This is a genomic window from Brachyspira pilosicoli, from assembly GCF_036997485.1.
GTDB lineage: Bacteria > Spirochaetota > Brachyspiria > Brachyspirales > Brachyspiraceae > Brachyspira > Brachyspira pilosicoli_C.
In genome coordinates this window covers 35090-60836 of the sequence record NZ_JAWLPU010000003.1, presented here as the reverse complement: position 1 = coordinate 60836, position 25747 = coordinate 35090, and the positions used below count along the sequence as shown (strand labels likewise).

Below are 25747 nucleotides of genomic sequence, written 5' to 3'. Positions count from 1 at the left end.
AGGTGGTTTTTTATGTTTGATAGACATAATAATATTTCTATTTTTGTATATATAGCTATTTTGCTTAATGCTATAATCATTGCTTTATTTATTACTTTTGTATTTGGATTAAAAAAAGATGCTTTTGACATAGATACAAAAAAACTTGATAGAACATCTCTTATATGTCAAAATAATATATTAAGCCTTATAAATGATTATGATAATAGATTAGATAAAATAATAGAAAGTTACAATTTCCCTTCACTTCTTCAAAATGTGGTATTAAATGGAATGAATGAAGATGAAAAAAATAGAATTATATCTATTTTTAGAAGCGGTAATTATGCTTTTGATACTGTGGGACTTTATTTTTCTGATGGTCAGGCTGTATTCTCTTCTCCCGACAATAGAAAAAGCATTAATTTAAATGCATTGAAAGTAAATAATAAAAAGGCTTTCTTCGACCAAGATTTTGATGGAGTTTATTTTATAAAACCTATAAAAAATGAAAAAGGTTTAGAAGTTGGATATATTGTAGCAAGTGTATTTAAAAAGATTTTTGAAAACACTTCATATAATTTAAACTTTTTGCTTATACCTAATGGTGTAGTATATTATAACCCTTCTATAAACATTAATAGCATTTCTAGAGATGCATTATATCAATATATGAATAATCCAGGAGTAATAAATATAGGTGCCTATTCATATATATTGCATTCCAGCAATGTTAAAGATATATATAATTTTAATGTAGGTATATTAGAGTTAGATGTCCCTATAATACAAAAATATTTAAAATATATTTTACTTATTATACTTAGTTCTTCTTTAATTTTCTTAGTAGCAAGCACCCTATATGAAAGAAAAAAATTACAAATGCAAAACGCCTCTGATATAGAAGATGACAATATATATTTAGATGATAATAATTTAGAATATGAACAATATAACGATTTTAATGATGATGATAATAATCTTGATGATTTTAATTATGACTTAGATACATTAAATGAAGATATAGAATATTTAAATAGAATAGAATCAAAAAATAAAAAACATATTGATAAAAAAAGCAAATTAGAGCTGCCTAATTTAGATGAAATAGATAAAGCAGAAAACAATATTAACAAAGAAGATTCATTGAATATAAAAGATTTAGAAGATATAGAAGATAATATAAATGATGAGGCTATTAAAGTTGATGATATTAATGATGTTGATGATACTGATGAGCATTTAAACATAGATAATATTGAAGACTTAGAAAACATAGAAGATAATATTGAAGATGAAGCTATTAAAGTTGATGATGTTAATGATGTTGATGATACTGATGAGCATTTGAACATAGATAATATTGAAGACTTAGAAAACATAGAAGACAATATTGAAGATGAAGCTATTAAAGTTGATGATGTTAATAATGTTGATGATACTGATGAACATTTAAACATAGATAATATTGAAGGCTTAGAAAACATAGAAGACAATATTGAAGATGAAGCTATTAAAGTTGATGATGTTAATAATGTTGATGATACTAATGAACATTTAAACATAGATAATATTGAAGACTTAGAAAACATAGAAGACAATATTGAAGATGAAGCTATTAAGATAGATAATATTGATGAAGATTTAGAAGAAGAGGATAATTTAATACCAAATATAAACAATTTAGATAATAATATAAATAATATATCTGAAGAAGATAAAGAATTAGATTATGTACCTACATTAGATAATGTATTAGAAGAAAATAATGAGGAATATGATGAAAAAAATATTTTAAGAGGTATAGATGATATTATTTCTGATAATGAGGAGGATATTTTGATAAGTCATGGCTCTATAATTGATGATGAAATTAGTAAAAAAGAAGATGATTATTTCTCTTCTTTAGATTCTTTTAATCTTGCTCTTAATAAAGATTTTCTGCTTGATGATGATAAAAATGAATTTAATAAATCCCAAGACTATGATAGCGGAGAAATAATAAAAAAAGCAAGTGAAGACGATGTATTTGATACAGAAGACTTAATAGACAGCGAATTATATGACCCTGAAGAAAAAAGACCGCCTATGCCGGAAGATTATAAAGACGCTGAAGAGAAAGTAAAAGATAATATGACTTCTAATTGGAAAAATATTCTTAAAGCAATTAAAGGCGAGAAGTTTATAAACAAAAATTTAGATGAAATGCTTGATTGGATAAAAGAAAAATCCGGACTTAATATATTGCATTCTGCGATGCTTACTAAAGATGAGAATGGTATATACAAAATATCAGATTCTAAAAACCTTACAGAAGATACTAAAAATAAGTTAGAAATAGATGAAAATGAAGCTTTATTTAAAAAGATTTTATCATCTAAGAAAACATTATACGTATCAGATCCTTTCTCATCATTATCATTAAAAATTAAATTTGATGAAAAGGATAGGGAAAATATCTCTCATATGATATTTATACCAGTACAAAATGAAGAAAGTGATTTAAAATCTTTCTTTATAGGACTTTCTTCAAACTGATATTAATAATCAAAATAAGCGATAGAGGTGAAAATGGAATATTTGATAGTAGTGGCTGCTTTTATATTAATAGGTGTAGTAATAAGTTTAATTTTTTATAATGTTTTGCATATAAAAGTATTCGGCGGTTGGGTTATGATGTTTATAATAGCTACTATTGGAGCTTTGCTTGGCTCATATTATTTGCCAAGATTAACTGAAATAGTAAGTTATATTAACATTAACTTATCGTCTGCAATTTTAGGTGCTATTATTTTGGTTATACTCTTAAGAATATTCACACCTAAATCATTAAAATAGTAAGGCAAAAAATAATGTTTATTAAAAGCAATACAATAGATATTGTGAAGCCTTCTATTAAAGATGAGAAAGCTATAGAAAATATTAGAAAAGCAGCTCAAATAGCACAGGAGGCTATAGATTTAGCATTTAAATATTCCCTATCTGGAACAAGAGCTTCAAAAATAGATAAAGATGTTGAGAAGTTTATTATATCCAAAGGAGCATACCCTGCCAATTTGGAAGTGCCGGAATATGGTTTTTCTACAAGCATATCTATAGGAAATGAAATAGCACATGGCAGACCAACCAATAAAAAGATATTAGTACAAGGCGACATTATATGCATTGATATAGGAGTTAAATATAACGGCTACTATGCAGACTGTGCTAAAACTATGGTTGTTAAAGGAAATCAATTAAATTCAAGCAACAAAAAAGCATACAAATTAATTAAAGCCTGCAAAGAATCATTGGAATATGCTATATATAAATTAAGACCGAATATACTTTTAAGTACATACGGCCGAGAGGTTGAAAGAAAGGTAAATGAATATGGATATAGTATAATAAAATCTCTTACAGGGCATGGTGTAGGATACGAGTATCATGAAGCTCCATATATATTTAATTTTTATCACCCAAATAATGATGTAAAATTAGAAGAGAATATGGTTTTGGCATTAGAATTGATGATAACCGAAGGCTCTGATAAATATGTGATAGAAAATGACGGCTGGACTATATCTACTGCCGACTACTCTTTTGCTGCTCACTTCGAACATACTGTTTTAATAAAAAAGAATGGTGTAGAAATATTAGGAATAGATTAATTTACAGTAACTCTGCTCTAAAACTTTTTATACATAAATAATTATATTTTGTTATATATAAAAAGCTATACTTAATTAAATGCAGTTCTTTTGGTTCTTTTATACCAATAAAAGAACTGGTGTGCTACCCTAAGGGCACGCTTCGCAGGGGGCAAAGCCCTGCAAATAATAAAAATAAAGAAGGTTAAAATTTTTCAGTATATTCTGAAATAGCGATATCTTTTATATAAGTTTTTTATTCAACTTTTCCCGCGTACGAGCTGTACCACCTTGCCGCACGGTAATGTTATGCTTTAATTATAACTTCTTAGAAGTGCGGGGAGAGTGCCTTTTAATGTACAATTAAATTATAAAATTTATAATAAAAATGTAGTTCTTCGTGAAGCGTATCCGAAGGATATAAGCTTCTTTTATACCAATAAAAGAAGTGGGATGCCACCCTACGGGCACGCTTTACAAAAGTGCCTATACTACAATTTTATATTTAAAAAATATGTATTAAATATAATATAATACTTAAATAATAATATAAGAACCTTCTTTGGCAAAAGCTAATTGCAAATCTATACCTTCTTTTCTTAAAAAAGCTAAAAGTTTATTGTAAATTAATTTTATCTGTGCATCGGTTCTGTCTTGATTATGATGGTGAATGATGACATAAGATACATCAGCATCAAGCCCAACTTGTATGGCATCATTTAAAGTAGAATGCCCCCAACCTACATGCCCATTAATATATTCGCTTTTCGTATACTCCCCTTCTATAATTAAAACATTAGCTCCTCTCACATAATCTATAAGTCTTGCATGAAGCAAATTAGCATTATTATTATAATGGTCTAATGACGGGTGCTGTATATGAAGGCGTTTTTTATAAGGTTCGTGGTCTGTAAGATAAACTACTGTTTTATCATTAGAAGTTATTTTGTAGGATAAAGTATAGCAAGGGTGATTAACCCATAAAGCCTCTACTGTCATATTGCCGTAATTTATTTTTTTTCCTTCATAGAAAGGTTCAAATTTAATGGAAGCCCCAAACTGCTCAAGATTGATAGGGAAATAATCTTTAGCTAATATATTATTGATTGTTTCATACATTTCTTCATGATTATCTTTAGGGCCATAAATTGTAAAACTATATTTATTAGAATAAAACGGAGCAAAAAAAGGTATGCCTATTATATGATCCCAATGGAAATGCGTTAATAAAATAATACTTTCTTTTTTTTCGCTTTTAAGAGCATAGTATCCAAGATTTTTTAGTCCGCTCCCAGCATCAAGAATAATATAATTCCCTTCATCATCAATAACTTGTAGGCAAGACGTATTTCCGCCGTATTCGCTAAAACTAGTACCCGGGGTTGGTATAGAGCCTCTGCTTCCTAAAAATCTAACTTTCAAATTATACTCTTAAACAAATTTTTATATATAAATCATACACTATAAAGTAAAAAAATCAATCTAATAATAATACAATTTATAATATTTTAATTATTGAAAAATACAAAAAAAATATTATAATTTTTAGAAAATAAATTATCAATATATAATTTTATAGTAATGGGAAGAAGTATATTTTTACTTATTGGAGTAACAGCATTATCGATGTCGGCAATATTTGCAAGGCTTGCGAATGCCCCCTCTTCAATAACAGCATTTTATAGACTATTATTTTCATTTATAATAATTTTGCCTATTCTCTTAATAAGAAATTTAGAAGAGTTAAAAAAAATAAGCAAAAAAGATTTTCTATTATCACTAATATCAGGCATAGCATTAGCAGGACATTATTCATTATGGTTTCAATCTTTAAAATATACTTCCGTTGCAAGCTCAACTGTAATAGTAACGCTTCAGCCATTATTTTCTATAGTGGCAGGTTATTTTATTTTTAAAGAAAGATATACCAAATTAGCAATACTTGGTTTTATTATAGCTATAATAGGTTCTGTCATAATAGGCTGGGGAGATTTTCAAGTAAGCACTACCGCATTAATTGGAGATGTTTTAGCATTTATATCAGCAGGGCTCATTAGTGCTAACTTTTTACTTGGGCAATATATAAGAAAAAGATTATCAGCTCTCACATACACAGGTTTAACATATTTTGCTTCATCTGTATTTTTATTTTTTGTAGTAATATTTACTAATACACCTCTTACTGGATATCCGTTATATACTTGGCTCAATATATTAGGTTTAACTTTAATCTCTACAATGCTTGGACATGTGGTATTTATGTGGCTTTTAAAATGGTTTTCTGCGAGTGTTGTATCTATGACTATATTAGGAGAAGCTGTGGGGGCTTGTATATTGGGTTATTTTATATTAAAAGAGAGTATTAGTATTAATCAGTTTATAGGAATAATAGTAATTTTATTTGGGATAGGATTATTTTTAAAAGAGCATAAACAAAATTAAATGGAGAATGTATTTATGATTAGCGAAAAAGTATTAAAAGTTTTAAATGAACTTGGCATAGAACATAAAGAGTTTGAAGAGAAGGGGGCTACTAAAACTGTTGAAGATGCTGCTAAATCTTTAAATATAGAAAAAGGTCAGGTTGCTAAATCTATATTGTTAAAACCGGTAAAAAAAGATTTTTTTATGTTAATAGCATCAGGTGATAAAAAAATATCTTCAAAAAAAACTAAAGAATATTTTGGATGCAAAACAAATTTTGCAAGTGCAGAAGACACTTTTAACTTAACAGGATTCACTTTTGGAGGCGTATGCCCATTTGGTATAGATAAAAGTATTACGGTATTAGTTGATAAAAGTATGAAGAGGTTTGATGATTTATACATAGCCTGCGGAAGCGACAGTTCTCTTGCTAAGATGAGTTATGATGAAATAATAAATAAAATTTCAAACATAGAAGTAGATTTAACAGAATAAAATCATAAAATATATTGACATAAATTAGAATTTTATTTATATTAATATTGTAAAAATAATTTACTATTATTCTTTATAATAAAATATAATAGCAGATTATTATGAGGAGTTTAATATGACAAAAAAATTATTATCTTCACTAATAATATTAGCAATTTTTTCCACATCAATTCTATTTGCTGATATGGTAGTTCCAGTTTCTGCCCTACCAAAACAGGCGGCAACATTTATCAAAAAAATCTATCCTAATGCTCAAATATGGAAAGTAGAAAGAGACGGCGGAAAGTTTGATGTTGAGTTATCAAACGGCGCTAATATGGATTTTTTGCCTAATGGAGATTGGGTAAGCATAGACGGCGAATATAATGGGGTGCCTTTTAGCGTATTACCGCAAGCTGTTGCTAATACAGTAAAAAAAACATACCCGCAGGCTATGATGACAAGTGTAGAAAAAGAATGGGGAAATTACAAAATAAAACTCAATAATATGATGGAAATGTTTATATCATCTGATGGATCGTTAATGGGACAACAATTTGATGATTAATTATATAAAAGGTTTATGAAAAGTATTATTTTTAAGAGGTGCTGCGAAATTGTAGCATCTCTTTTTTTATTTCTGCAAAATAATTAATATAAGCATATTAATTATTTAGTAATAGAAAATAAAAAAAGCTCAAAATGTGCTTTAAAAATATTATTTGGGGTTGTAACGCTTAATGTATTTAGTTTTGATATTTGTGAAATTATATTTACTATCTCATTTAATGAATAAAGTTTTAATACAGGTTTCTTTTTTGTTAATATAAATGAAGGTATTTTAGTTAGTTTACTAATATCGTTTAGAGTAGTTTGAGGCGGAAATATCTTCATATAGTATAATGCCAAAAAATTATTCATCATTAAGGTAAGTGAATTAGAAGCATCTTGATCTAACCTATGCATAATAGAAAAACATTTTTTTCTGTCTCTTTCGAATACTGAATCTAAAAAATCAAATATATTTCTATTTTTTGATACATAAGTAAAATCTGCTATATCTTCAACATTTAAATATTCTTTATCATTATAACTGCATATTTTATCCAATTCAGAATAAAGCGAATCATAATCTAAGTTAATATTATTTATAATATATTCAACAGCATCATTGGAAATTTTTTTATTATTTTTGTTTATATAAGCCGTAATTAGAGAGCGGAAATCCCTCTCATCTGGAATAGGAAAATCTATAAAATGAATATAATCTGCATTTTGTTTTTTTGAAAAATATTTATATATTCCATCTTCTTCTAAACTATTTTCTGTTTCTAATATCATTATAGAAGATTTTGAAGGATTGATACAATATTCTAAAAAATCCTCTTGAAAATTATTGTATTTGTATATAATAACAAGTCTAATATTAGAGCCGAAAGGAGGGGTATCTGCTACATCTAAAGGAGAATATCCTACAGCATCATTCTTATCATAGAATACACTATAATTCATCTCGCTATCACCCTCATCTTTAAAAACAAGAGAATGCATAGAAGTAATAAATGCCTTTTTAAATAATCTCTCTTTCCCAGTAAGAACATATATAGAATATTTAAAAGGCTCTTTAATATATAAATCTTTTATCTTTTTAAAATCAGACTCTGTTTTAACTACTACTCTACCAATCATAATAATCTTCTAATTAGCCTTTCTCAAAGCTCTCTCTATAAAAACTCTTATTTCTAATTTACAATCGTCTCTCTCTTCTAATTTTACATTTTTTACTATAGCTCTTATCTTATAATTTTCATCTTCCATTTTGTATGTTAAAAGAGGTGCTATTATTTTAGGAACATATCCAAGCCTTATCTCGCATCTCTCATCATAAACTGCTATAGCAAATGGGTCATAACCAATAAAATATTCCCTGATAAGATTAATAGGCTCATTTCTAGATAATAATTCTATAATATCCTTTCCATCATTATATTTATATCCTGCTACAAAAAAATCTATAGAATATCTATTCATTTTATAATATTTATTTATAATAATTCTCTTAAAACTTTCTTGATAATTAACTATATATGTAGTATGTTTGCTGTTTTTTTGTGAATACAATTTTATAAACCTTAAAAATATTTTTTTATTATTTTACAAATTTTACCCCAATTCAAATTTTCTGTCAAGTGTAAAATATGTAAATTAATTTTTTAATACATAAAGTCGATTATTATAATATTAAAATATTGTTTTTATTTATAAAAATTGTATATTTATTATGATAAATATATTTTTAAGGTTTAATTCAATTATGAAAATAAAAAGAATACTTTATTCAATTTTTATTTTAACAGCAATATTATCTTGCAGACAAACAACATTAACTAAGACAGGCCCCGGTGATGATTTCTTTTTAAATAAATTAGCAAACGGCAACTGGGACGGTGTTAGCGTAAGTGGCAATACAATCACTATAACAGGCGGGAATGGTGAAGGCAGCTACACGTTAGATAGCACTATAGTTGGTATTGGAGGAATATATAAAGATGATAAAAATAATGGTGATTATATTATAGTAGCACCTGATGGAAGCAATCTTCACACTGTAAAAGTTAATGAAGAAGAAAAAAATGCTATAGATGGAATTATAGGCATAGTTGGCGAAGAAAATGCATTAGGAGTAATTACAGGAATAGGGACAACAGACGGAAATACTAAGGTTGATGATGTTGTAAAAAATGCTAATGTTACTGACAAAGAAAAAGAAAAAATACAGGAATACCTTGATATACTAAATGGCAGCGGAGATGCTAATAGTTATCAAAAATACCCTATATAAAAAGTTGTGTATTTATCAATTATTTTTTAGTGGGGTAATATGCTTAATAATATTTATGAAAAAGAGTTTTATTCGTATATTTATTTATGTTCCTTTCATAATAATGACATGCCAAAATATATTATGCCCATTTTCTTATAATGATAAATATGAATGGAAAGAAAAAAGGCAAACTATAAGCATAAATGCCATTCCAAGCTATTCTGTTATTTTTCCTCCTTTGGCGGATAATCTTTTATATAATATTGAAACATTTACATCTATAGCACAAATAAATTTTGATAATTATTTAACTTTTTTTGATTATGTAGATACAGAGGGTAGTTTTTGGTATGTGCCAAATATATCTTACACATTTTATTTATACAAAGGGATAGGTTTAGAGATTTCAGCAGGGCTTCAGCACTTAGAATACGCATTAACAATTACTCCGGAAAATGCCCTAACATTAGCTACTAACCATGCTCAAGTACCAAACCTACCTGGAAATATAGGAGATATAGCTTCTTTGTTAGCTGGAGATACTGTTTTTAAAGGAAGTTTTTATTATCTTCCAATCACAATAGGAGTAAAACTTTTATCGGGTAAAAATGGGGAGTTTGTTAATACTATCAGATTAGGAATTGAAACTGTGATATATGATATAGAAACTCAAAATGGACTTACAGGCTTCAAAACTAAACGTTCTACTATAGACCCTACTTTTTACGTATCATACGAGCTTGGATGGAGTATTGATTTATTTCCAAAAAAAGATTGGAAGGTTCGCACTTATTTAGATATTTCATTGTTTGAAATTGGGTATTATGTTACTTCGGCCATGTCTGGAGTTTATGGAGATGTTAGGGAGGGTATTGGTTTTTTTGGAAGCGGATTTGTTGATATTACAAAATTTTTACCGCTGTGGGAAACTTTTCCTGCTGCAATTGATTTTGTAACATCGCTTAAACTATCCATATTTCCAAGAATTGGCTTAACCATACGGTTTTAAGGACTTATAATGATAAAAAAATTATTAATATGTTTTTTATTTTTATATAACAGCACAATCTTTGCTCAATCCGATTTTATAATGAATTATGATGTTATAGATATAGTACCTTCAGACAAAATTCCTTCATATCTGACATTAACTAACGATAAAAATGCTGAAATACTATTATTTGAAAATGGATTAAAATCGCATAGACATTCTCTTGGTATAGATTTCGGAACAACTTTATTTATAACAACAACAAGACCGCTTTTATTTAGCCTGCCATTTCAAATAGTAAAAAATGCCAAACAGCAAAACTTTGAAGGTAAATTTGGTTTTAGATTAACTTATACATACAGAATAATGAATAAAATGGAACTTGATATAGATTTAGGTAATTATATAGCAAGCAGTTTTATGACTAATGTTACTAACCCACAGTTCACTGAAACATATTCAATACCTTTATCTGTTGGAATGAGGTTTTATTTTAACAAAAGAAATAGAGCTTCTGGTTTCTTTTTAATGCCTAAAGTAGGAGCCACACTTCATATAGCGAAAATTAAAGAATACTCTACAAATGAAGCTGGAGTAGCAAATAAAATAAATAAAGATAGAATATATTTTGATGCTTTTATTGCAGGAGAGATGGGGTTTAGGATAGATTTATCGAGGTCAATGGGAATTGATACAGGGGTGAGACCATTTATAGATATATCTTTGCTTGATATAGGTTTATCATATACATATTTGCTTAGGTTTATACCGCTTCCGAGAATTGCTATTGGAGTTTTATTTTAGTTTTGTTATAAGTAAAATAAGGAAAAATTATGATAAAAAAAATATTAATAATTATAGTAATATGTTTATCATTTGCTAATATATCATACTCTTTTCAAAATGGCGTTTATATATCCCCAAAATTTATTTATTCTATAAAAGGCAATAATAATATGTTTGTTGGGGCTGGAGCAAGCGTTGGTTATAATTTTAATATACTTTCAAAATATTCTCCTATAAGAGTTGAGTTTGAATATTTATACAAAAATGGATTAGAAGTTAATAATTATCCAAACAATATAGACAATATTAATATACATAGCATGCTTTTTAATGCTTATTATGATATTAACTTAATTTATATTAATTATGATGGGGAAGAAAATAATATATATAGAAACGGTAAAAGGCATATAATGACTATATCTTTAGGTTTTTCTTTGGGAGGAAATATTGATTATAGTTTATCATCTTCTTTCAATGAAAAGTTTGGGCTTGTAAAAAATTATTCTTATAATGATAATTTTGTTTTTTTGTATGGACCTAATATTAATTTTGGTTTTCATTTAAATCCAACAATTACTTTAGATATTGGATATAGATTATTACTTGATACGGCTATTAATCTCAATCATGATGTGTTACTTTCTATGAGATTAAATTTTTAGGGGATTATGATGAAAAAATATATTGTCATTTTATTTTTAGTATTGCCTCAAATAATATTTGCAGAATTATATATTACTCCTAAATTTAATTATGCATTTGATATAAATAGAGCATATAATGTTGGAAGTGAAACTATTAATTTCGCTAATTTTATTGGAGGAGGTTTTTCTTTAGGTTATAGAGTGCCATCTAAAAATAGAGTATCTCCTTTTAGATTTGAATTTGAATATTCTTTTCTTCAAAGTATTTTGGTTGATAATACATATAGGCAGCATTATATACTTGGAAGTTTTTATTATGACCTCAACTTTTATTTTACAGATAGAAAATTAGACTTTGACACGAGAGCTGATATTTTACTTAGAAATTATCCCCTACTCTCTATTTATTTCGGACTTTCTGTTGGAAGTGTTATAAATCAAGAAATTACTGAACAAGTTAAAACTGGTCAAGATGCTCTTGCTTTTGGTGCGAGTATTGGTTTTGTTTATCATATTACAAGCTGGGTTGCTTTGGAAGTGGGATATAAATTTTTAATAGACATAAATCCAAAAATATATAATGAAGTGCTTCTTGGTTTTAGATTTACAATACCAAAAGTTTAGAAAATCAGTATTATGAATATAGAAGTAAAAGTAACAGCATCAGCCAAATCAAATAGTTTTAAAAAAGAAAATGGAATATATTATATAAGAATATCTGCCAAAGCCATAGACGGCAAAGCAAATAAGGCAATAATAGATTTTTTATCGAGTGAACTTAATTTAAAGAAAAAAGATGTAGAAATATTAAAGGGCGAGAAAAGCAACAAAAAACTTATTTCTCTAAACATAGACGAAGATAAATTGGAAAGCTATTTTAGTAAATGATATATTTGTTTGAAAGCTGAATTATATTTATAATATTTTTTTATTTTAATTATTTGTGGGGACTACTCCCTGCGAAGCGTGCCCTTAGGGTACACACCCACAGTTCTTTTACGACCGAAGGAAGTGCCTGTGGTATTGGTATAAAAGAACCAAAAGAACTGCATTTTTATGAAGTAATACTTAATTATATTCAAAAATATAATTTATTATTATATATTTTTTTTTGCACTTTTGCGAAGATTATCTAAATAGCTGAAACATTTGCACTTTTTGCAACTTTTTGCGGCGGGAAAAAGTTGAATAAAACAAAAACTTGCATGACAAAATATAGTTATTTCATAATATATCATAACATTTCATGATTAATTCTTACCAATAATTATAAAAATAGGTATAATAATCTACCAAGCAAACTGATAGCCGAAACTTATATATAAATCATTAACAGATATGTTATCACTAATTCTTTCAGGCATTTTTAGTGCTAAAGATATATAAGGCTGACCAGTAACTACATTATACGGCAAAACAAGTACGCTTAAATCACATCCCACTTTTAATGCTACAGACTGCATATAATCTTTAGAATAATAAGCTCCCCTATAAGAAAGTGAAGCAAAGAAGTTTTCAAAATATAAATGACTCAAATTAAATTGTGCATCCAAATAACCAAAAAGCTCTATATCGCCAGCAAGAAAATAATTATCGCTGTATTTCTCTTGGCTTACATAATTATAAAACTCACTAGGTGCTGCAACATATCTTCCGCCGAAAACCTTTGAAGCACCATTAAATGCTGCAGTAGTATCAAATGCATAAGAGCCGTAAAAACTTGCTCTAATAGGTGCATACCTTGTTTGAAACTGTGTTTTAAAATCTAAAGCAAATTTATTATATCTAACAGAATAAGTAGGATAAAGTGCAATTTGAACTAAGTCATCGAAATATGGTTTATCAGAAGCAGATTTAAATCTAAAAATAGCAGCTAATGTAGTATTCAAAGTCCAAGAAGAAAATTTCCAATTAAAAGCACTTTGATAATAAAGAGGATTGTTATAATACATTGTATCAGAAAATAATGCAGTAGATATTGTAGGAGCTATATAAAACAACACCTTATCACTCTCTGTAAAAAGATTAAATTGCATATTAATAGCACTGCTTACTCTCCAATATTTGCTATAAGTTGAATAAACTATATCGCTTCCAAATTGAAAATTGATAGGATAAAGTAAATCATAAAATCTCATATCTAATTGAGTTTGTAAAAATTGAGAAGGTATATCATAGCCAATCATCAATATAGAAAGATTATCAAACTCTACAGAAGATACCGCAGTAGCTAATCCTATACCATTAAAGAAATATTGAAATGTATCATTAAATAATGGGAAAGGAAACCATAAAGACCAAGGTTTAATATATTTAAAAGGATTATGTTTTCCTAATTCCATTTGAGGAGTAAAATTATACTTTTCTATTGTTTTATCTATTAGAGTTATATTTTTTGTTTCTGGATTAATAGTAGTATCTTCAATCATTAATCTATCATATTCAGAAAATCTGCCTTTATAATAAACAACATTCTCACCATTTTCTAAAACATTAACAGATGATAATACACCACCAGAATAGTTTTTATTGTATAATCTTATTCTATTAGCATTTAAATCTAATTCCCCTAACCTATAAAAACTATCATCATTATTATAAGAAAATAAAAGCCTGTTATTTGAGTATCTTAAATAACGAACATAATTAAGAGTATTATCTTGTGTATTAACATATTTAAGAGTTTTATTATTATAATCATAAATAGCTATATGTTTAACACCTTTATCTATTACTATCAAAGCTACTGTATTATCATCTATTACTGTAGGAGAAGTATAAGTAATGCTATCATTAGGCTCAAGCAATACTTCTCTGTTATTATTTTCATCAATATAAATAAAAGTAGTATTATGCAAATCTTTACCTATACCTATTATGCCGCCTCTAAAAAAGTTAGCATATTGCAAATCATACCATTTTCTTTTTGTTCTTTTTTTTGCTTCTAAATCATATTCTTTTACTATATATCTATAAAGCCCAGCATTATAAGTATAAGATACAATCACTGCTCTTTTTCCATCTGCAGAAATATCCAAACTCTCAGAGCTTTTATCTATTAGAAATTCAAATTTTAAATCTTTTTTATTGTTTTCATTGTTCCTTGTTTTTTTGTATGAATATAAAGCACCAAGATTAGAATCTATATAATAAAGCGTATCATCATAAGAATCTATATCTTCAATGTATGTTTCTTTATCATTAACCCTAAGAGCTTCACTTGGGTTAATATTTTTAATCATAATATAATTTTGAAACTCACCCCACACATCAAGAAAATCTATATTATAAACCTTTTTAAAAGCTCCATAAAACCCAGCATTATATACGTTAAAGGAAAAAGAAAATTTATGCCTCATAGCGTCCCAAAGTTCATTATACTTATCCATTCCAAAACGCTCTTGCAAATACTTTGAGAAAAGCCCCCCATATTCATAATATACAGTTCCACCTGGACGTTTTCTCCAAAGATCACTAGCCTGCATAGGTGTTTTAAACTTGCCCTCGTATATATCTTGTCTTAATCTCTGTTTTACTAATGGGTCATTGGCTCTACCAAAGCCTTTATAGCTCTCCATACTCACAGTAACACCTTCAAGCATAAACCCAGGTGTATTTATAAAAACAAGTGAAGCCCAACTGCCGAAAATTCTTGTTTGAATACCAGCTTTTTCAGAGTTTAAGCTAAGTAAATGTACAAGCTCATGTATAAATGTGCCTCTAAAATTATCTTCATCTATAGTAAGCTCTCCAGATTCCGCTGTGTCAAATAATATTATTCTGGGATATGGAACAGGTACTGCTACAGAATTAAATAAATTTATATCAGGGGTGATAACTACTGGTATTTTACCGTATACTTTGCTGTTTAATATTTTAGAATACTCTTCATAAATATCATCAGCAATAGAAGCTAATTTTTCGGCACTTCTTCTTGACTCAATAGGAAATATTATTTCAAATTTCTCTGTATTTATTGTATTTAATTTTCTAAATGGTTTGAATATTTGAAGCTGACCGTGTAATACAGATATAGAAAATATTAAGAAAATAAGTACATATTTTTTCATAGCGTAAAATATATATTATTACATATTTTTGTCAATGATGCGCTTACTATTCATTTATTTAAAAACATTATATTATATTTTTTATTTATCGATTAACTATATAAAAAATATAGTTTTTCTATATTGACATTATTTTTTTGTAGATATAATATTTTCTACTGTTTATCTGAATATTTTTATTTTATCTAATTGTATTAAGCTTTTTTACATAAAGCTTTTAAAACGCAAGCAAAAAAGAAACTGTAATTGTTCAAGCATTGTTTATACGTATATTTTATTTTTTGTCGAAACTACAAAACTTTGATGAAATAAAAAATATTACTATCAAAAAAATAATAATTAAAAATTAATAATGATTAATAATAATGAGGAAAATTATGAAAAAAAATAAGATGTTAGAGCTTACAGAAGGGAATGTAAACAGAGGGCTTATTAACTTGGTAGTGCCTATGATACTCGGTAACCTTTTAAATATAGCCTACAATATAGTTGATACAATTTGGATAGGTCAGATGATAGGTCCTAAAGGGCTTGGTGCCATTGCTGTGAGCTTTCCTATAATATTAATACTTCAGGCTATAGCTTCTGGTGTTACTGTTGCTTCAAATGTTTTGATTGGTCAATATTTTGGTGCTAATGATAAGGATTCTGTGCTTTATATTTCTAGGGTTTCTACTACTATGAGCGTAATACTTTCTTTGGCTTTGGCTATATTGGGATATTTATTTGCGCCTATATTAATGAAATTTTTAAATGCGGCTGACAGTATAATGGAATATTCTGTTAGTTACTTTAGAATTAGCATGATAGGATTTCCATTTTTATTCTATTATTTTTTAATATCTGCTTTGCTTAGAGGGATAGGAGATACTGTAAGGCCTCTTATATTTTTAACTATAGCTTCTGTTATTAACGTGATATTAGACCCTATTATGATAAAGGGATTATTTGGTTTTCCTGCTATGGGATTAGATGGGGCTGCTTATGCCACTGTGTTTTCTCAATTTATATCTGTTGCTGTTAGTATGATATATTTAAAAATTAAAGATAGTATAGTACGTGCTAATCCTTTTAGAGTTGTTTTTGATGCTCATATTACTAAGTTAATGTTTAAGATAGGTTTGCCTTTTGCTGCTATGCAATTAATAATTTCAATTAGTTGGTTATTTTTAAATAGAATTATTAACACTTATGGAGAGGAGGCTTCTGCTTCTGTTGCTGTATCTATGAGGGTGGACTCTTTATCATTTTTACCGCTTTTAGCTTTATCTGCTGGTATTGCCACTATGGTTGCTCAAAATATTGGTGCTAATAGAATGGATAGAGTAAAAGAGATATATAAAGCTGGACTTAAAATAGGAATAGGTCTTTCTACATTTATGGCGCTTTTTTCTGTATTATTTCCAGAGCTTATAGTGAGATTATTTACTTCAGATATGAGTGTATTAAAATATACAAAAAGTTATATATATGTGGTTATGCCTTCTATAATTATGCTTTCAGTAATGTTTGCCACTAATGGTGTTATTAATGGGGCTGGCAAAACTTTTATACTTATGATATTTGCTTTTGTTGCTCATATACTTATAAGAATTCCTCTTGCACATTTTTTATCTACTAAAATGGGTTTGTGGGGAGTATGGACTACTATGGCTATTGTCAACTTTATTAGTATGTCTCTTATACTTATTTATTATTTCACAGGACATTGGAAGAAAGATGCTAATATAGCTAGTCATTCTGCTGCTAAAGAAAATGAGGCTTAAATTATACTTGAAACATTGAAACAAATAAAATATACTTGTTGTTGTAATTTATAAATATTAATTAATAAAGGCTTTTATGCAAAAAATTGACATAGATAATTTAAATCCTATTATAAAAGAGCTGTTAAAATTAAGGGGTATAGTTTCAAAAGAGGATATTTTTGATTTTTTCTTTCAGGATATATATTCGCTTTCTAATCCATTTAATATTAGGGATATGAATGCTTTTGTAGATAGGCTAAAAGAGGCTATAGAGTATAATGAAAAAATATTGATATATGGCGATAAAGATGCTGACGGTGTTACTGCTGCTTCTATAATATATAATACTCTTAAGGCTGTTACAAAAAATGTTGAAGCATTTGTGCCTAATCATGAAGTGGGTTATGGGCTTTCAAAAGATGTTATTGAAGAGTATGCTAATTCTGGGGTAAGTTTAATTATCACAGTTGATTGCGGCATATCAAATGTTGAAGAAGTTGAGTTTGCGAGGGAGCATTCTATAGATATTATAGTAACAGACCATCATGATATACCTGAAATACTACCTAATGCCTATTTAATATTTAATCCTAAGCTTTCAAATACTGGTTTTGTTTCTAAAAATTTTTCTGGATGTGCTGTTGCATTTAAGCTTATGCAGGCATTTGTTTTTTCTTATACTAAACTTTATAACAAAGACATTATTATATTAGATTATGAGATAGATAAAAATACTGATAGATTAAAAAGAATAAGAGCATTAAAGGCTACTAATTTTGTTTATAGTGATGATGTATTTGGCTTTGAGCTTGTAAATAATGAAAATGCTTATAAATCAATTTATTTAGATTATTATGAAGAGTTTTTATCAGAAGATGAAGTTTTAGAAGAGTTGGGTAGTTATATGTTTGAGGGAGAGAATGTTGTATTGGTTCTTACAGGCGGAGAGATTAGGCTTAAAAAACTTCTTAGACTATATGAAAAATATGAACTATATTTGCCTGAATATGATAATGTTTATGATTTACTTCAGTTGGGTGCTAATTATGGCGGGGTTAATATCAAGTCAGTTAATACATTAGATGAGTTTGCTTTGCTTCTTAAAGTTAATATATATAAGTATGATAATATTCTCTATAGAGACTTAATAATAAAAATGGAAATTTTTAGAAGAATGTATTATTTAAGTCAAAAGCAATTGCAAAACTATATAAAAAGAGAATCTATATTAGTATTGTTTGGAACAGTTGCCGATGTTGTGCCGCTTATTGAAGAGAATAGGGCTTATATAAAATGTGCTTTGGCAGAATTAGAAAAGCCTAATCATATAAGATACAATGTTATATTAGAGAGAATAAAATTACTAAACACTAAAGTTGATACTCAGGCTGTAAGTTGGAGGCTTGCTCCTTTTATCAATGCTGCTGGAAGAATGGGAAAGCCTGAATATGCTTTAAGGCTTTTAACTTCTGAAACCAGAGAAGAGGCTTTTCAATTATCTGAAGAAGTTTATAATTTAAACGAAACAAGAAAATCTCTTACAGAAAGTAATTTTAATATAGTGTGCGAATATATAAGAGATAATAATTGCATGTCCTACCCTATTATAATAGTAAAGAGCGATTTAATAGATAGAGGTTTAACTGGGCTTATAGCTGGCAAGGTTTTAAGTCAATATGGAAAGACTGCTGTTATACTTTATGAGTCTAAAGAAGATGGAGTTTGTACGGGAAGTATTAGAAGCAGGGGCGATGATAATGCACGCGATATGCTTGAGTATTCAAGTGTTTATTTAGATAAGTTTGGTGGGCATAAAAATGCTGCTGGGTTTACTGTGAGTGTAAATAATTTTGAAAAGTTTGCTAAAAAAATTATTAAATATGCTTCGGAAGAAAATTTTAACACCTCAAAAGATGAAAAAACTTATGATTTGGAATTAGATTTTAAAGATATTAATATGCAATTTGCCGAATATTTAGAATTATTTGAGCCTTATGGTTTTGCTAATGAAGAGCCTGTGTTTCTTACAAATAGGGTTACTATAAACTCTATAGAAAAAATAAACAAAAATAATAAGATTCATTTAAAGCTGCAATTACAAAAAAACAGCAGCAAAGTTAGTGCCATAATTTGGAGTTCATCAGAAGAAGAATGCTCTAAATTGGAAGCATCAAATTTTATAAATATTTCATACAAGATAAAAATTAATAGATTTAATGGCAGCAAAGAAGTAAAGATTTATATAGAGAATTATGAGATAAATTAAAATATTTTAGTATATACCTAAACAATTATAATTTGTCAATTTTTATTTATTTGAAAATAGAACCATAATTTATTAAGGATATAAAAACTTATAATATGTTATTAAATATGCTTTATATCTAAAATAAACTCTTATTTTTGTGTAATAATAAGCAATTAAACCGCACGTATAGAGTGTATTGAATAAATGTAGGCAATACCGTGCGTATAGGTGCTGCGGCTCGCAGTTGACAAACTTAAAAAATTTTACTATTTTATTGTATAATAATTTTTAAATCTATTTTATAATATTTTAAATACTTTATAATAGTCTAAAATCTATAAATAATTTATTGCTTAGGAGTCACATTTATGAAAACAGATATACAAATAGCACAAGAATGCAAATTAAAAAGAATAGATGAAATAGCTAAAATGCTTAATCTCACAGATGAAGATTATGAGGTTTACGGTAAATATAAAGCAAAGATAGAATTATCAGTTTTAAATAAATTAAAAGATAAAAAAGACGGTAAATTGGTGTTAGTAACAGCAATAACTCCAACACCAGCAGGGGAAGGAAAATCCACTGTTACAATAGGTCTAACACAGGGACTAAACAAAATAGGTAAAAATGCAGTTGCTGCTTTAAGAGAGCCTTCACTTGGTCCTGTATTTGGAATTAAAGGCGGAGCTTGCGGGGGAGGTTATGCTCAAATTGTTCCTATGGAAGATATTAATTTGCATTTTAATGGTGATTTCCATGCTATAGGTTCTGCTCACAATTTAATATCAGCTTGTATTGATAATCATATTAAACAAGGCAATGAATTAAAAATTGATACTAACAAGATAATATTTAAAAGAGTTGTTGATATGAATGATAGGGCTTTAAGGGATATTGTTATAGGGCTTGGCGGAAGCGAGAACGGAGTTGCAAGACAATCATCTTTTCAAATAACTGTTGCTTCAGAGATTATGGCTATACTTTGTTTGTCTAATTCTTTAATGGATTTGAAAGAGAGAATAGGAAATATTGTATTTGCTTATGATGTTAATGATAATCCTCTAAAAGTAAAAGATTTAAAAGTTGAAGGTGCTGCTTGTGCTTTGCTTAAAGATGCCATAAAACCCAATTTAGTTCAGACTCTTGAGAATACTCCTGCTATAGTTCATGGAGGACCTTTTGCTAATATTGCTCATGGCTGTAACTCAATACTTGCTACAAAATTGGCTTTGAAACTTTCTGATTACACTATTACAGAGGCTGGTTTTGCTGCAGATTTAGGAGCTGAGAAGTTTCTTGATATTAAATGCCGTGTTGCTGGACTTAAGCCTAATTGTATAGTGTTGGTTGCTACTATAAGAGCTTTAAAACATCATGGAGGTGCTTTAGAACTAAACAAAGAAGATTTAAATGCTTTGAATAAAGGTTTTGAAAATTTAGACAAGCATATTGAAAACATGAAAAAATATAATGTACCTGTGGTTGTTGCTATTAATAAATTTGTTTCTGATACTGATAAAGAAGTAGAATTAATTAAAAAACATTGTGAAGATATGGGTGTTGATATTTCATTATGTGAGGTTTGGGAGCATGGCGGAGAAGGCGGAGAAGATTTAGCAAAAAAGGTTGTAAAAGTAACTTCTGAAGAATCAAATTATAAGCCATTATACAATTTAGATAAACCTATAAAAGAAAAGATTGAATATATATGTAAAGAAATATACGGAGCAGGAGAGGTAAAATTCTCTAATAAAGCTAATAAAATGATGAAAAAAATAGAATCTATTGGCTTTGGAGACTTGCCTATATGTATGTCAAAAACACAAAAGTCAATATCAGATAACCCAGCACTTTTAAATGCTCCTAAAGGTTATACTTTAAATATTGATGAAATAAAACTTGCTTCAGGTGCTGGTTTTATAATTGCTATGGCAGGCGGAATTATTGATATGCCAGGTCTTCCAAAAGTGCCTGCAGCATGCAATATAGATATAGATGAAAACGGCAAGATTACAGGTTTATTTTAATATGAGCTAATTTTTGAATATAGCTAAAATTTTAAATATAAAGTTACATTATATTTAATATATATTAATAATATATGAAGTTAAAATACTTGCACTTTTTGCGGCGGGAAAAAGTTGATAATATATTATCATTAAAAAATTTTTTAATTAATTCTTGTCAGTAGCTTTTTAAACATATCTAATATTTTTTGAAATAATAAAAGCCTCAAATCCTAGTACAATTTGAGGCTTTTTAGTAAATTCAATATTCTTAATCATCAAACTTCTGTCCCATAAGCTGTCCATTTGAAGATATAAATAATTCCATCATATTGTTTAATTTTACTTTGTAATTGCCCCATTCTTTCTCAACGTCTATTACCATAGCTTGAGGATATGCTTTTTTTACAGCACCGCTTACAGCAGCAGGTAAAGCAGAAAAAGGAACTCCGTTATACTCGCCGTCTATACTTTGCCAGTTTCCATTAGCTAAGAAATCAATAGAAGCACCGTTAGAAAGTTTTACTTCAAATTTTCCTCCATCTCTCTCAACTTTCCATATCTGAGCATTAGGATAAACTCTCTGTATGAATGCTCTTGATTTTTGTGGTAATGAAGAAGCAGGTACTACCCAATCAGCAAATAAACTAGAGCTAGCAAAAATAGTCAATGAAATTAATAAAGTTAAAAATTTAGTCATAAATAACTCCTTAAAAAGTGATTGTAAATTATCTTTACAATTATAATATAACAAATTTAAGGATAATTATCAATATTTTTTACAATAAATTTACTATTTTTTTACTAAAATATGCTAAATTATATGTATTTATAATACATTTTATACATACGACTATGTATAATAACTAAAAATTAGCCATAAAAGTAAATATTCTTTACAAAAGATAGTTTTAATACAAAGAAACCCTATTTCTTTTTATCTCTGTTCTATATCTTTTTATTTCGTATTCTACCTTTTTGCTATCCCAACCTAAAATATAAGCCATCTCTTGAGCAATATGTTCTGCTAATAATGTCCCGCAATCATTTTCGGTAAGTATAAATCTCAATCTTCTTATCATTATATCATCTAAATGAAGTGCATATTCTACTTCAATAAAATATTTTATTAACCCTCTCGGTATTCTATTATCAAGACCAACAGAAATAAGCAAAGAAGAATCGTCTTTACAGAATTCGTTTAATCTTAACACCATATCTACAGAGCCGAAATAATCCATTAAAAACTTAACAGTATCTTTATTTAACACCCAATCTACTGCTTTATCTATTCTGTTATTCATGAATTTTTTAACGCTAAACCATTTATGAGGCTTACCATACATTCTAAGTAAAGTTTTAATGGCAAGATGAGAAGACATAGTAAAGCTTCCACCCTCAACCATAAATAAATCATAAATAGGATGCGAATGTATTTTCATATCCATAGGATTAAGAGTCATCATTCCAGATTGCGAAGTAACTATATGATTTTTATTAACTATAGAGCCAAAATAAGTATTATAAATATCAAGTAAATATTCTATCTCATCGCTTGTTGAATATATACAATCTAAATTACCTGTATACTTTTTTACAACAGGACCTATTATTGTCATATCTTTCCACTTTGTTAAGAAAACATTAGGTCTGTCTTTTATTTTTGGTAAGACAACAGATTTATTTATATGAATAATATTGCTATCAACTATAAAATTAGTAGCTTTTACATATTTTACTTTATCTGTAAAATTAGATTTTGGAAGCATGGATACTATACTGTCTCCCCAAGCTCCGGCTGCAACTAATATTTTTTTAGCGCTTATTTCATAAATCCTGCCTTTTATTTTATCTGAAAGTATAGTTCTATTAATTTTATTTTCATCATAATCAAAAGCTTTTACTTCGGCATAATTAAGTATATCAGCACCATATTCTTTAGCTTTTAGTAATAATTCTAAAACATATCTGCTGTCATCTATTTTGCCTTCAAAGAACTCTGTAGCTCCTATTACATCATTATTATTCAAATCAGGCAAAGTTTCTAATACAGAGTTTCTGCTATGAGATTTATGTTTTTTAGTTTTTCCAAAAATTGACATCAAATCATATATATTAGCTTTTAATTCATTTCTTATTAAACCAGAATTAGCATTCTGACCGCCGCTAAAATATATAGGATATAATATTCCAAAGTCAGAAGCAGAAGATTTGTTTATAAGATTATTTCTCTCTCTAACTTTAAAAACTGTAGATATAAAGTTATGGGCAGTCAAATCAGTAAAGCCGCCTGTGAGCATTTTTGAAGTTCTGGAAGATGAGCCAAAGGAGAAATCATGTTTTTCTACGAGAAGAGTCGAAATACCTACTCTTGCTGTTTTCATGGCGATGGTAGCACCTATTACCCCGCCGCCTATAATTAAAAGATCATAAGTTTTATCTTTAAGATTAGAGAGTATATTATATCTCGAATTTACCATTAATAAACTCCTTTATATAACAAAGCTCAATCATAAACCCACATATATATTATATAATATTTTTTTACAAATACAAATATTTTATTAAATTCTTGAACTCTAATCTATTTTTATTTTTTTCTAAAAAACTTTTAATATATTTATTCTTACCATGTGAATCTATATACTCACCATCAAACTCTCCAAATCCCGCAATAGGAAAAGCTAAATAAGAATTATATGCTAAAATAGATTGATAAGAAGTAAATACTATATAATTTCTTCTGTTTTGCTGTATAAAATCCATCATATTATCCATTTCAAATAAAGGGTCTTCTAATATTATAAACTTATTAAAAATTTTATCTGTTTCAGTTAAAGTATATTTGTAATTCTTCAACGAATATTTATTAATATTAGTATAGTTTTCCCTAACAACATTTGAGTTTGTACTCATTATATTTTTTTTATATATAAAGTTTGTAATGCCTAGTGAATATATAAAATCATTAAAAGCTTCCAAATCTTCAATAGGATAAAGAGTGGAAGAAATTGCTAAAACATCTTTTTTGTTTGTTTCTTCTAAAAACTTATGAAATAGATCTTTAGCCCTGTTAAAATCATCTTCTATGCCGTTTATTAAAGGATATTCAAAAGTTTTATCTGAATAATAAAGCATATTTCTTCCGAAATCGCATATACCATATTTTTTTAATTCTGGTGATTGTATATCTATTACCCTTTTATCATCACAAAAATAACTGCATTCGCAAAGTTCGTTGCATCCTATACAAAAGCTGTTTATTTTTTTATATTCAATTTGCTCATCGTTATTATCAATTTTCCTATCAACTCTAAACACCTTAGTAGGACATAAATCAACTATCATACTTTTATAACCAGATATTATCTTATATCTATCACAAACTCCGCAATTAATGCATTTATCATAATCAATTTTTATATTTTTATCTAAATTTAAACCATCTACAATATTTTTTATATCTTTTAATTTTGAATCATTATCTCCGTCAAATCTTTCTATTTTTAATTGATAAAAGTCTATATATTTTTTTAATCTGCAATTGTAATAACTACTGCATTTATCACAAAATGGTTTATGCATATAAAGTATAGCCCTAAGCAAAGATTTTCTATATTCGATAACCTCTTCATCATTGCTTATAACCTCCATTCCATTTTCAATTACCTCATTACAAGCATACTTAAAACTATATTCATCTTCATTTTTCTTTTTCACTTTGACCAAACAAAGTTTGCATCTAAGTAAATCATTTTCACTATCTTCTTCAAAACCTTTTATTCTATCCAATTTATAATAACATAAATGCGCTATATCTATGCCAATATATGATAAAGCTTTTAATATTGTATATCCGCTTTGTGATGATATCTCTCGTCCATTAAAATTAAATCTTACTATCATAATATATTTATA

The 25747-nt window shown here is 27.8% G+C and carries 22 protein-coding genes; 15 read left to right on the top strand and 7 right to left on the bottom strand.

Annotated elements, in window-relative coordinates; genetic code table 11:
- The first annotated feature begins 12 nt into the window (after positions 1-12).
- The 3 genes from R4I97_RS08235 to map are packed head-to-tail and all read left to right on the top strand — an operon-like array spanning position 13 to position 3629.
- Complete coding sequence (locus tag R4I97_RS08235) at positions 13-2517, top strand: AAA family ATPase (RefSeq protein ID WP_335784584.1); 2505 nt, start codon at positions 13-15, stop codon at positions 2515-2517.
- A gap of 33 nt (positions 2518-2550) precedes the next feature.
- A complete protein-coding gene (locus tag R4I97_RS08230) occupies positions 2551-2817 on the top strand; it encodes a hypothetical protein (protein WP_335784583.1) in 267 nt (88 codons plus the stop codon).
- Positions 2818-2831: 14 nt separating this feature from the next.
- Complete coding sequence (map, locus tag R4I97_RS08225; RefSeq protein ID WP_335784582.1) at positions 2832-3629, top strand: type I methionyl aminopeptidase; 798 nt, start codon at positions 2832-2834, stop codon at positions 3627-3629.
- Between the two features lie 516 nt (positions 3630-4145).
- Here the strand turns inward: map and R4I97_RS08220 are convergent.
- Positions 4146-5030: an MBL fold metallo-hydrolase gene (locus R4I97_RS08220; protein WP_335784581.1), complete on the bottom strand. Its 885-nt coding sequence runs from the start codon at positions 5028-5030 to the stop codon at positions 4146-4148.
- 153 nt (positions 5031-5183) lie between these two features.
- Here R4I97_RS08220 and R4I97_RS08215 point away from each other — a divergent pair, with 153 nt between their 5' ends.
- The 3 genes from R4I97_RS08215 (at position 5184) to R4I97_RS08205 (ending at position 7074) form a co-directional block, all read left to right on the top strand.
- Positions 5184-6050 carry a DMT family transporter gene (locus R4I97_RS08215; RefSeq protein ID WP_335784929.1) on the top strand — a complete coding sequence of 289 codons (867 nt, stop codon included), beginning with the start codon at positions 5184-5186 and terminating at the stop codon, positions 6048-6050.
- 15 nt (positions 6051-6065) lie between these two features.
- Positions 6066-6527 carry a YbaK/EbsC family protein gene (locus R4I97_RS08210; protein WP_297285461.1) on the top strand — a complete coding sequence of 154 codons (462 nt, stop codon included), beginning with the start codon at positions 6066-6068 and terminating at the stop codon, positions 6525-6527.
- A 115-nt stretch (positions 6528-6642) separates the two neighbouring features.
- Positions 6643-7074 (top strand): PepSY-like domain-containing protein, encoded by a 432-nt coding sequence (locus R4I97_RS08205; protein ID WP_335784580.1) that lies wholly within the window; start codon positions 6643-6645, stop codon positions 7072-7074.
- A gap of 101 nt (positions 7075-7175) precedes the next feature.
- Here R4I97_RS08205 and holA read toward each other — a convergent pair whose 3' ends face one another.
- Together holA and R4I97_RS08195 are read right to left on the bottom strand one after the other, a co-directional pair.
- Entirely contained in the window at positions 7176-8195 is a 1020-nt protein-coding gene (gene holA / locus R4I97_RS08200; RefSeq protein ID WP_335784579.1) for a DNA polymerase III subunit delta, read from the bottom strand.
- Between the two features lie 9 nt (positions 8196-8204).
- Positions 8205-8627, bottom strand: coding sequence for an HIRAN domain-containing protein (locus R4I97_RS08195; RefSeq protein WP_335784578.1), 423 nt, complete (start codon positions 8625-8627; stop codon positions 8205-8207).
- 193 nt (positions 8628-8820) lie between these two features.
- On the opposite strand from R4I97_RS08195, the gene R4I97_RS08190 reads away from it, so the two are divergent.
- From R4I97_RS08190 to R4I97_RS08165, 6 genes are all read left to right on the top strand, one after another.
- Positions 8821-9348 (top strand): hypothetical protein, encoded by a 528-nt coding sequence (locus R4I97_RS08190; protein ID WP_335784577.1) that lies wholly within the window; start codon positions 8821-8823, stop codon positions 9346-9348.
- Positions 9349-9403: 55 nt separating this feature from the next.
- Positions 9404-10339, top strand: coding sequence for a hypothetical protein (locus R4I97_RS08185; protein WP_335784576.1), 936 nt, complete (start codon positions 9404-9406; stop codon positions 10337-10339).
- Positions 10340-10420: 81 nt separating this feature from the next.
- On the top strand, positions 10421-11125 hold the full coding sequence (locus R4I97_RS08180; protein WP_420535694.1) for a hypothetical protein: 705 nt from the start codon (positions 10421-10423) through the stop codon (positions 11123-11125).
- 29 nt (positions 11126-11154) lie between these two features.
- Complete coding sequence (locus R4I97_RS08175; RefSeq protein ID WP_335784574.1) at positions 11155-11772, top strand: tia invasion determinant; 618 nt, start codon at positions 11155-11157, stop codon at positions 11770-11772.
- A 9-nt stretch (positions 11773-11781) separates the two neighbouring features.
- Positions 11782-12378: a tia invasion determinant gene (locus R4I97_RS08170; protein ID WP_335784573.1), complete on the top strand. Its 597-nt coding sequence runs from the start codon at positions 11782-11784 to the stop codon at positions 12376-12378.
- 12 nt (positions 12379-12390) lie between these two features.
- The gene (locus R4I97_RS08165; protein WP_157151891.1) at positions 12391-12642 is read left to right on the top strand and encodes a DUF167 domain-containing protein; all 252 of its coding nucleotides are present in this window, start codon (positions 12391-12393) and stop codon (positions 12640-12642) included.
- Between the two features lie 401 nt (positions 12643-13043).
- On the opposite strand, the gene R4I97_RS08160 is transcribed toward R4I97_RS08165, so the two are convergent.
- The gene (locus R4I97_RS08160) at positions 13044-15824 is read right to left on the bottom strand and encodes a TreP protein (RefSeq protein WP_335784572.1); all 2781 of its coding nucleotides are present in this window, start codon (positions 15822-15824) and stop codon (positions 13044-13046) included.
- A 377-nt stretch (positions 15825-16201) separates the two neighbouring features.
- Here R4I97_RS08160 and R4I97_RS08155 point away from each other — a divergent pair, with 377 nt between their 5' ends.
- From R4I97_RS08155 to R4I97_RS08145, 3 genes are all read left to right on the top strand, one after another.
- Positions 16202-17590 (top strand): MATE family efflux transporter, encoded by a 1389-nt coding sequence (locus tag R4I97_RS08155; protein ID WP_335784571.1) that lies wholly within the window; start codon positions 16202-16204, stop codon positions 17588-17590.
- Positions 17591-17666: 76 nt separating this feature from the next.
- Positions 17667-19838, top strand: a complete 2172-nt coding sequence (gene recJ, locus R4I97_RS08150) for a single-stranded-DNA-specific exonuclease RecJ (protein ID WP_335784570.1) — start codon at positions 17667-17669, stop codon at positions 19836-19838.
- Between the two features lie 350 nt (positions 19839-20188).
- The gene (locus R4I97_RS08145) at positions 20189-21850 is read left to right on the top strand and encodes a formate--tetrahydrofolate ligase (RefSeq protein ID WP_335784569.1); all 1662 of its coding nucleotides are present in this window, start codon (positions 20189-20191) and stop codon (positions 21848-21850) included.
- Between the two features lie 250 nt (positions 21851-22100).
- Here R4I97_RS08145 and R4I97_RS08140 read toward each other — a convergent pair whose 3' ends face one another.
- The 3 genes from R4I97_RS08140 to R4I97_RS08130 all read right to left on the bottom strand — a co-directional run bounded on the left by R4I97_RS08140 (position 22101) and on the right by R4I97_RS08130 (position 25735).
- Positions 22101-22529, bottom strand: a complete 429-nt coding sequence (locus tag R4I97_RS08140; RefSeq protein WP_219710052.1) for a PepSY-like domain-containing protein — start codon at positions 22527-22529, stop codon at positions 22101-22103.
- 211 nt (positions 22530-22740) lie between these two features.
- The gene (locus R4I97_RS08135) at positions 22741-24309 is read right to left on the bottom strand and encodes an FAD-dependent oxidoreductase (protein WP_335784568.1); all 1569 of its coding nucleotides are present in this window, start codon (positions 24307-24309) and stop codon (positions 22741-22743) included.
- Between the two features lie 64 nt (positions 24310-24373).
- Positions 24374-25735: a 2Fe-2S iron-sulfur cluster-binding protein gene (locus R4I97_RS08130; protein WP_335784567.1), complete on the bottom strand. Its 1362-nt coding sequence runs from the start codon at positions 25733-25735 to the stop codon at positions 24374-24376.
- Positions 25736-25747: the final 12 nt, after the last annotated feature.

Excerpts from the sequence above, each read along its gene's own strand:
- R4I97_RS08140 (WP_219710052.1), bottom strand. The coding sequence starts at position 22,529 with ATGACTAAATTTTTAACTTTATTAATTTCATTGACTATTTTTGCTAGC.
- R4I97_RS08185 (WP_335784576.1), top strand. The coding sequence starts at position 9,404 with ATGAAAAAGAGTTTTATTCGTATATTTATTTATGTTCCTTTCATAATA.
- R4I97_RS08170 (WP_335784573.1), top strand. The coding sequence starts at position 11,782 with ATGAAAAAATATATTGTCATTTTATTTTTAGTATTGCCTCAAATAATA.
- R4I97_RS08135 (WP_335784568.1), bottom strand. The coding sequence starts at position 24,309 with ATGGTAAATTCGAGATATAATATACTCTCTAATCTTAAAGATAAAACT.
- R4I97_RS08210 (WP_297285461.1), top strand. The coding sequence starts at position 6,066 with ATGATTAGCGAAAAAGTATTAAAAGTTTTAAATGAACTTGGCATAGAA.
- R4I97_RS08155 (WP_335784571.1), top strand. The coding sequence starts at position 16,202 with ATGAAAAAAAATAAGATGTTAGAGCTTACAGAAGGGAATGTAAACAGA.
- recJ (WP_335784570.1), top strand. The coding sequence starts at position 17,667 with ATGCAAAAAATTGACATAGATAATTTAAATCCTATTATAAAAGAGCTG.
- R4I97_RS08160 (WP_335784572.1), bottom strand. The coding sequence starts at position 15,824 with ATGAAAAAATATGTACTTATTTTCTTAATATTTTCTATATCTGTATTA.
- holA (WP_335784579.1), bottom strand. The coding sequence starts at position 8,195 with ATGATTGGTAGAGTAGTAGTTAAAACAGAGTCTGATTTTAAAAAGATA.
- R4I97_RS08190 (WP_335784577.1), top strand. The coding sequence starts at position 8,821 with ATGAAAATAAAAAGAATACTTTATTCAATTTTTATTTTAACAGCAATA.
- R4I97_RS08175 (WP_335784574.1), top strand. The coding sequence starts at position 11,155 with ATGATAAAAAAAATATTAATAATTATAGTAATATGTTTATCATTTGCT.
- R4I97_RS08165 (WP_157151891.1), top strand. The coding sequence starts at position 12,391 with ATGAATATAGAAGTAAAAGTAACAGCATCAGCCAAATCAAATAGTTTT.
- R4I97_RS08230 (WP_335784583.1), top strand. The coding sequence starts at position 2,551 with ATGGAATATTTGATAGTAGTGGCTGCTTTTATATTAATAGGTGTAGTA.
- R4I97_RS08130 (WP_335784567.1), bottom strand. The coding sequence starts at position 25,735 with ATGATAGTAAGATTTAATTTTAATGGACGAGAGATATCATCACAAAGC.
- R4I97_RS08235 (WP_335784584.1), top strand. The coding sequence starts at position 13 with ATGTTTGATAGACATAATAATATTTCTATTTTTGTATATATAGCTATT.
- R4I97_RS08145 (WP_335784569.1), top strand. The coding sequence starts at position 20,189 with ATGAAAACAGATATACAAATAGCACAAGAATGCAAATTAAAAAGAATA.
- R4I97_RS08205 (WP_335784580.1), top strand. The coding sequence starts at position 6,643 with ATGACAAAAAAATTATTATCTTCACTAATAATATTAGCAATTTTTTCC.
- R4I97_RS08180 (WP_420535694.1), top strand. The coding sequence starts at position 10,421 with ATGAATTATGATGTTATAGATATAGTACCTTCAGACAAAATTCCTTCA.
- map (WP_335784582.1), top strand. The coding sequence starts at position 2,832 with ATGTTTATTAAAAGCAATACAATAGATATTGTGAAGCCTTCTATTAAA.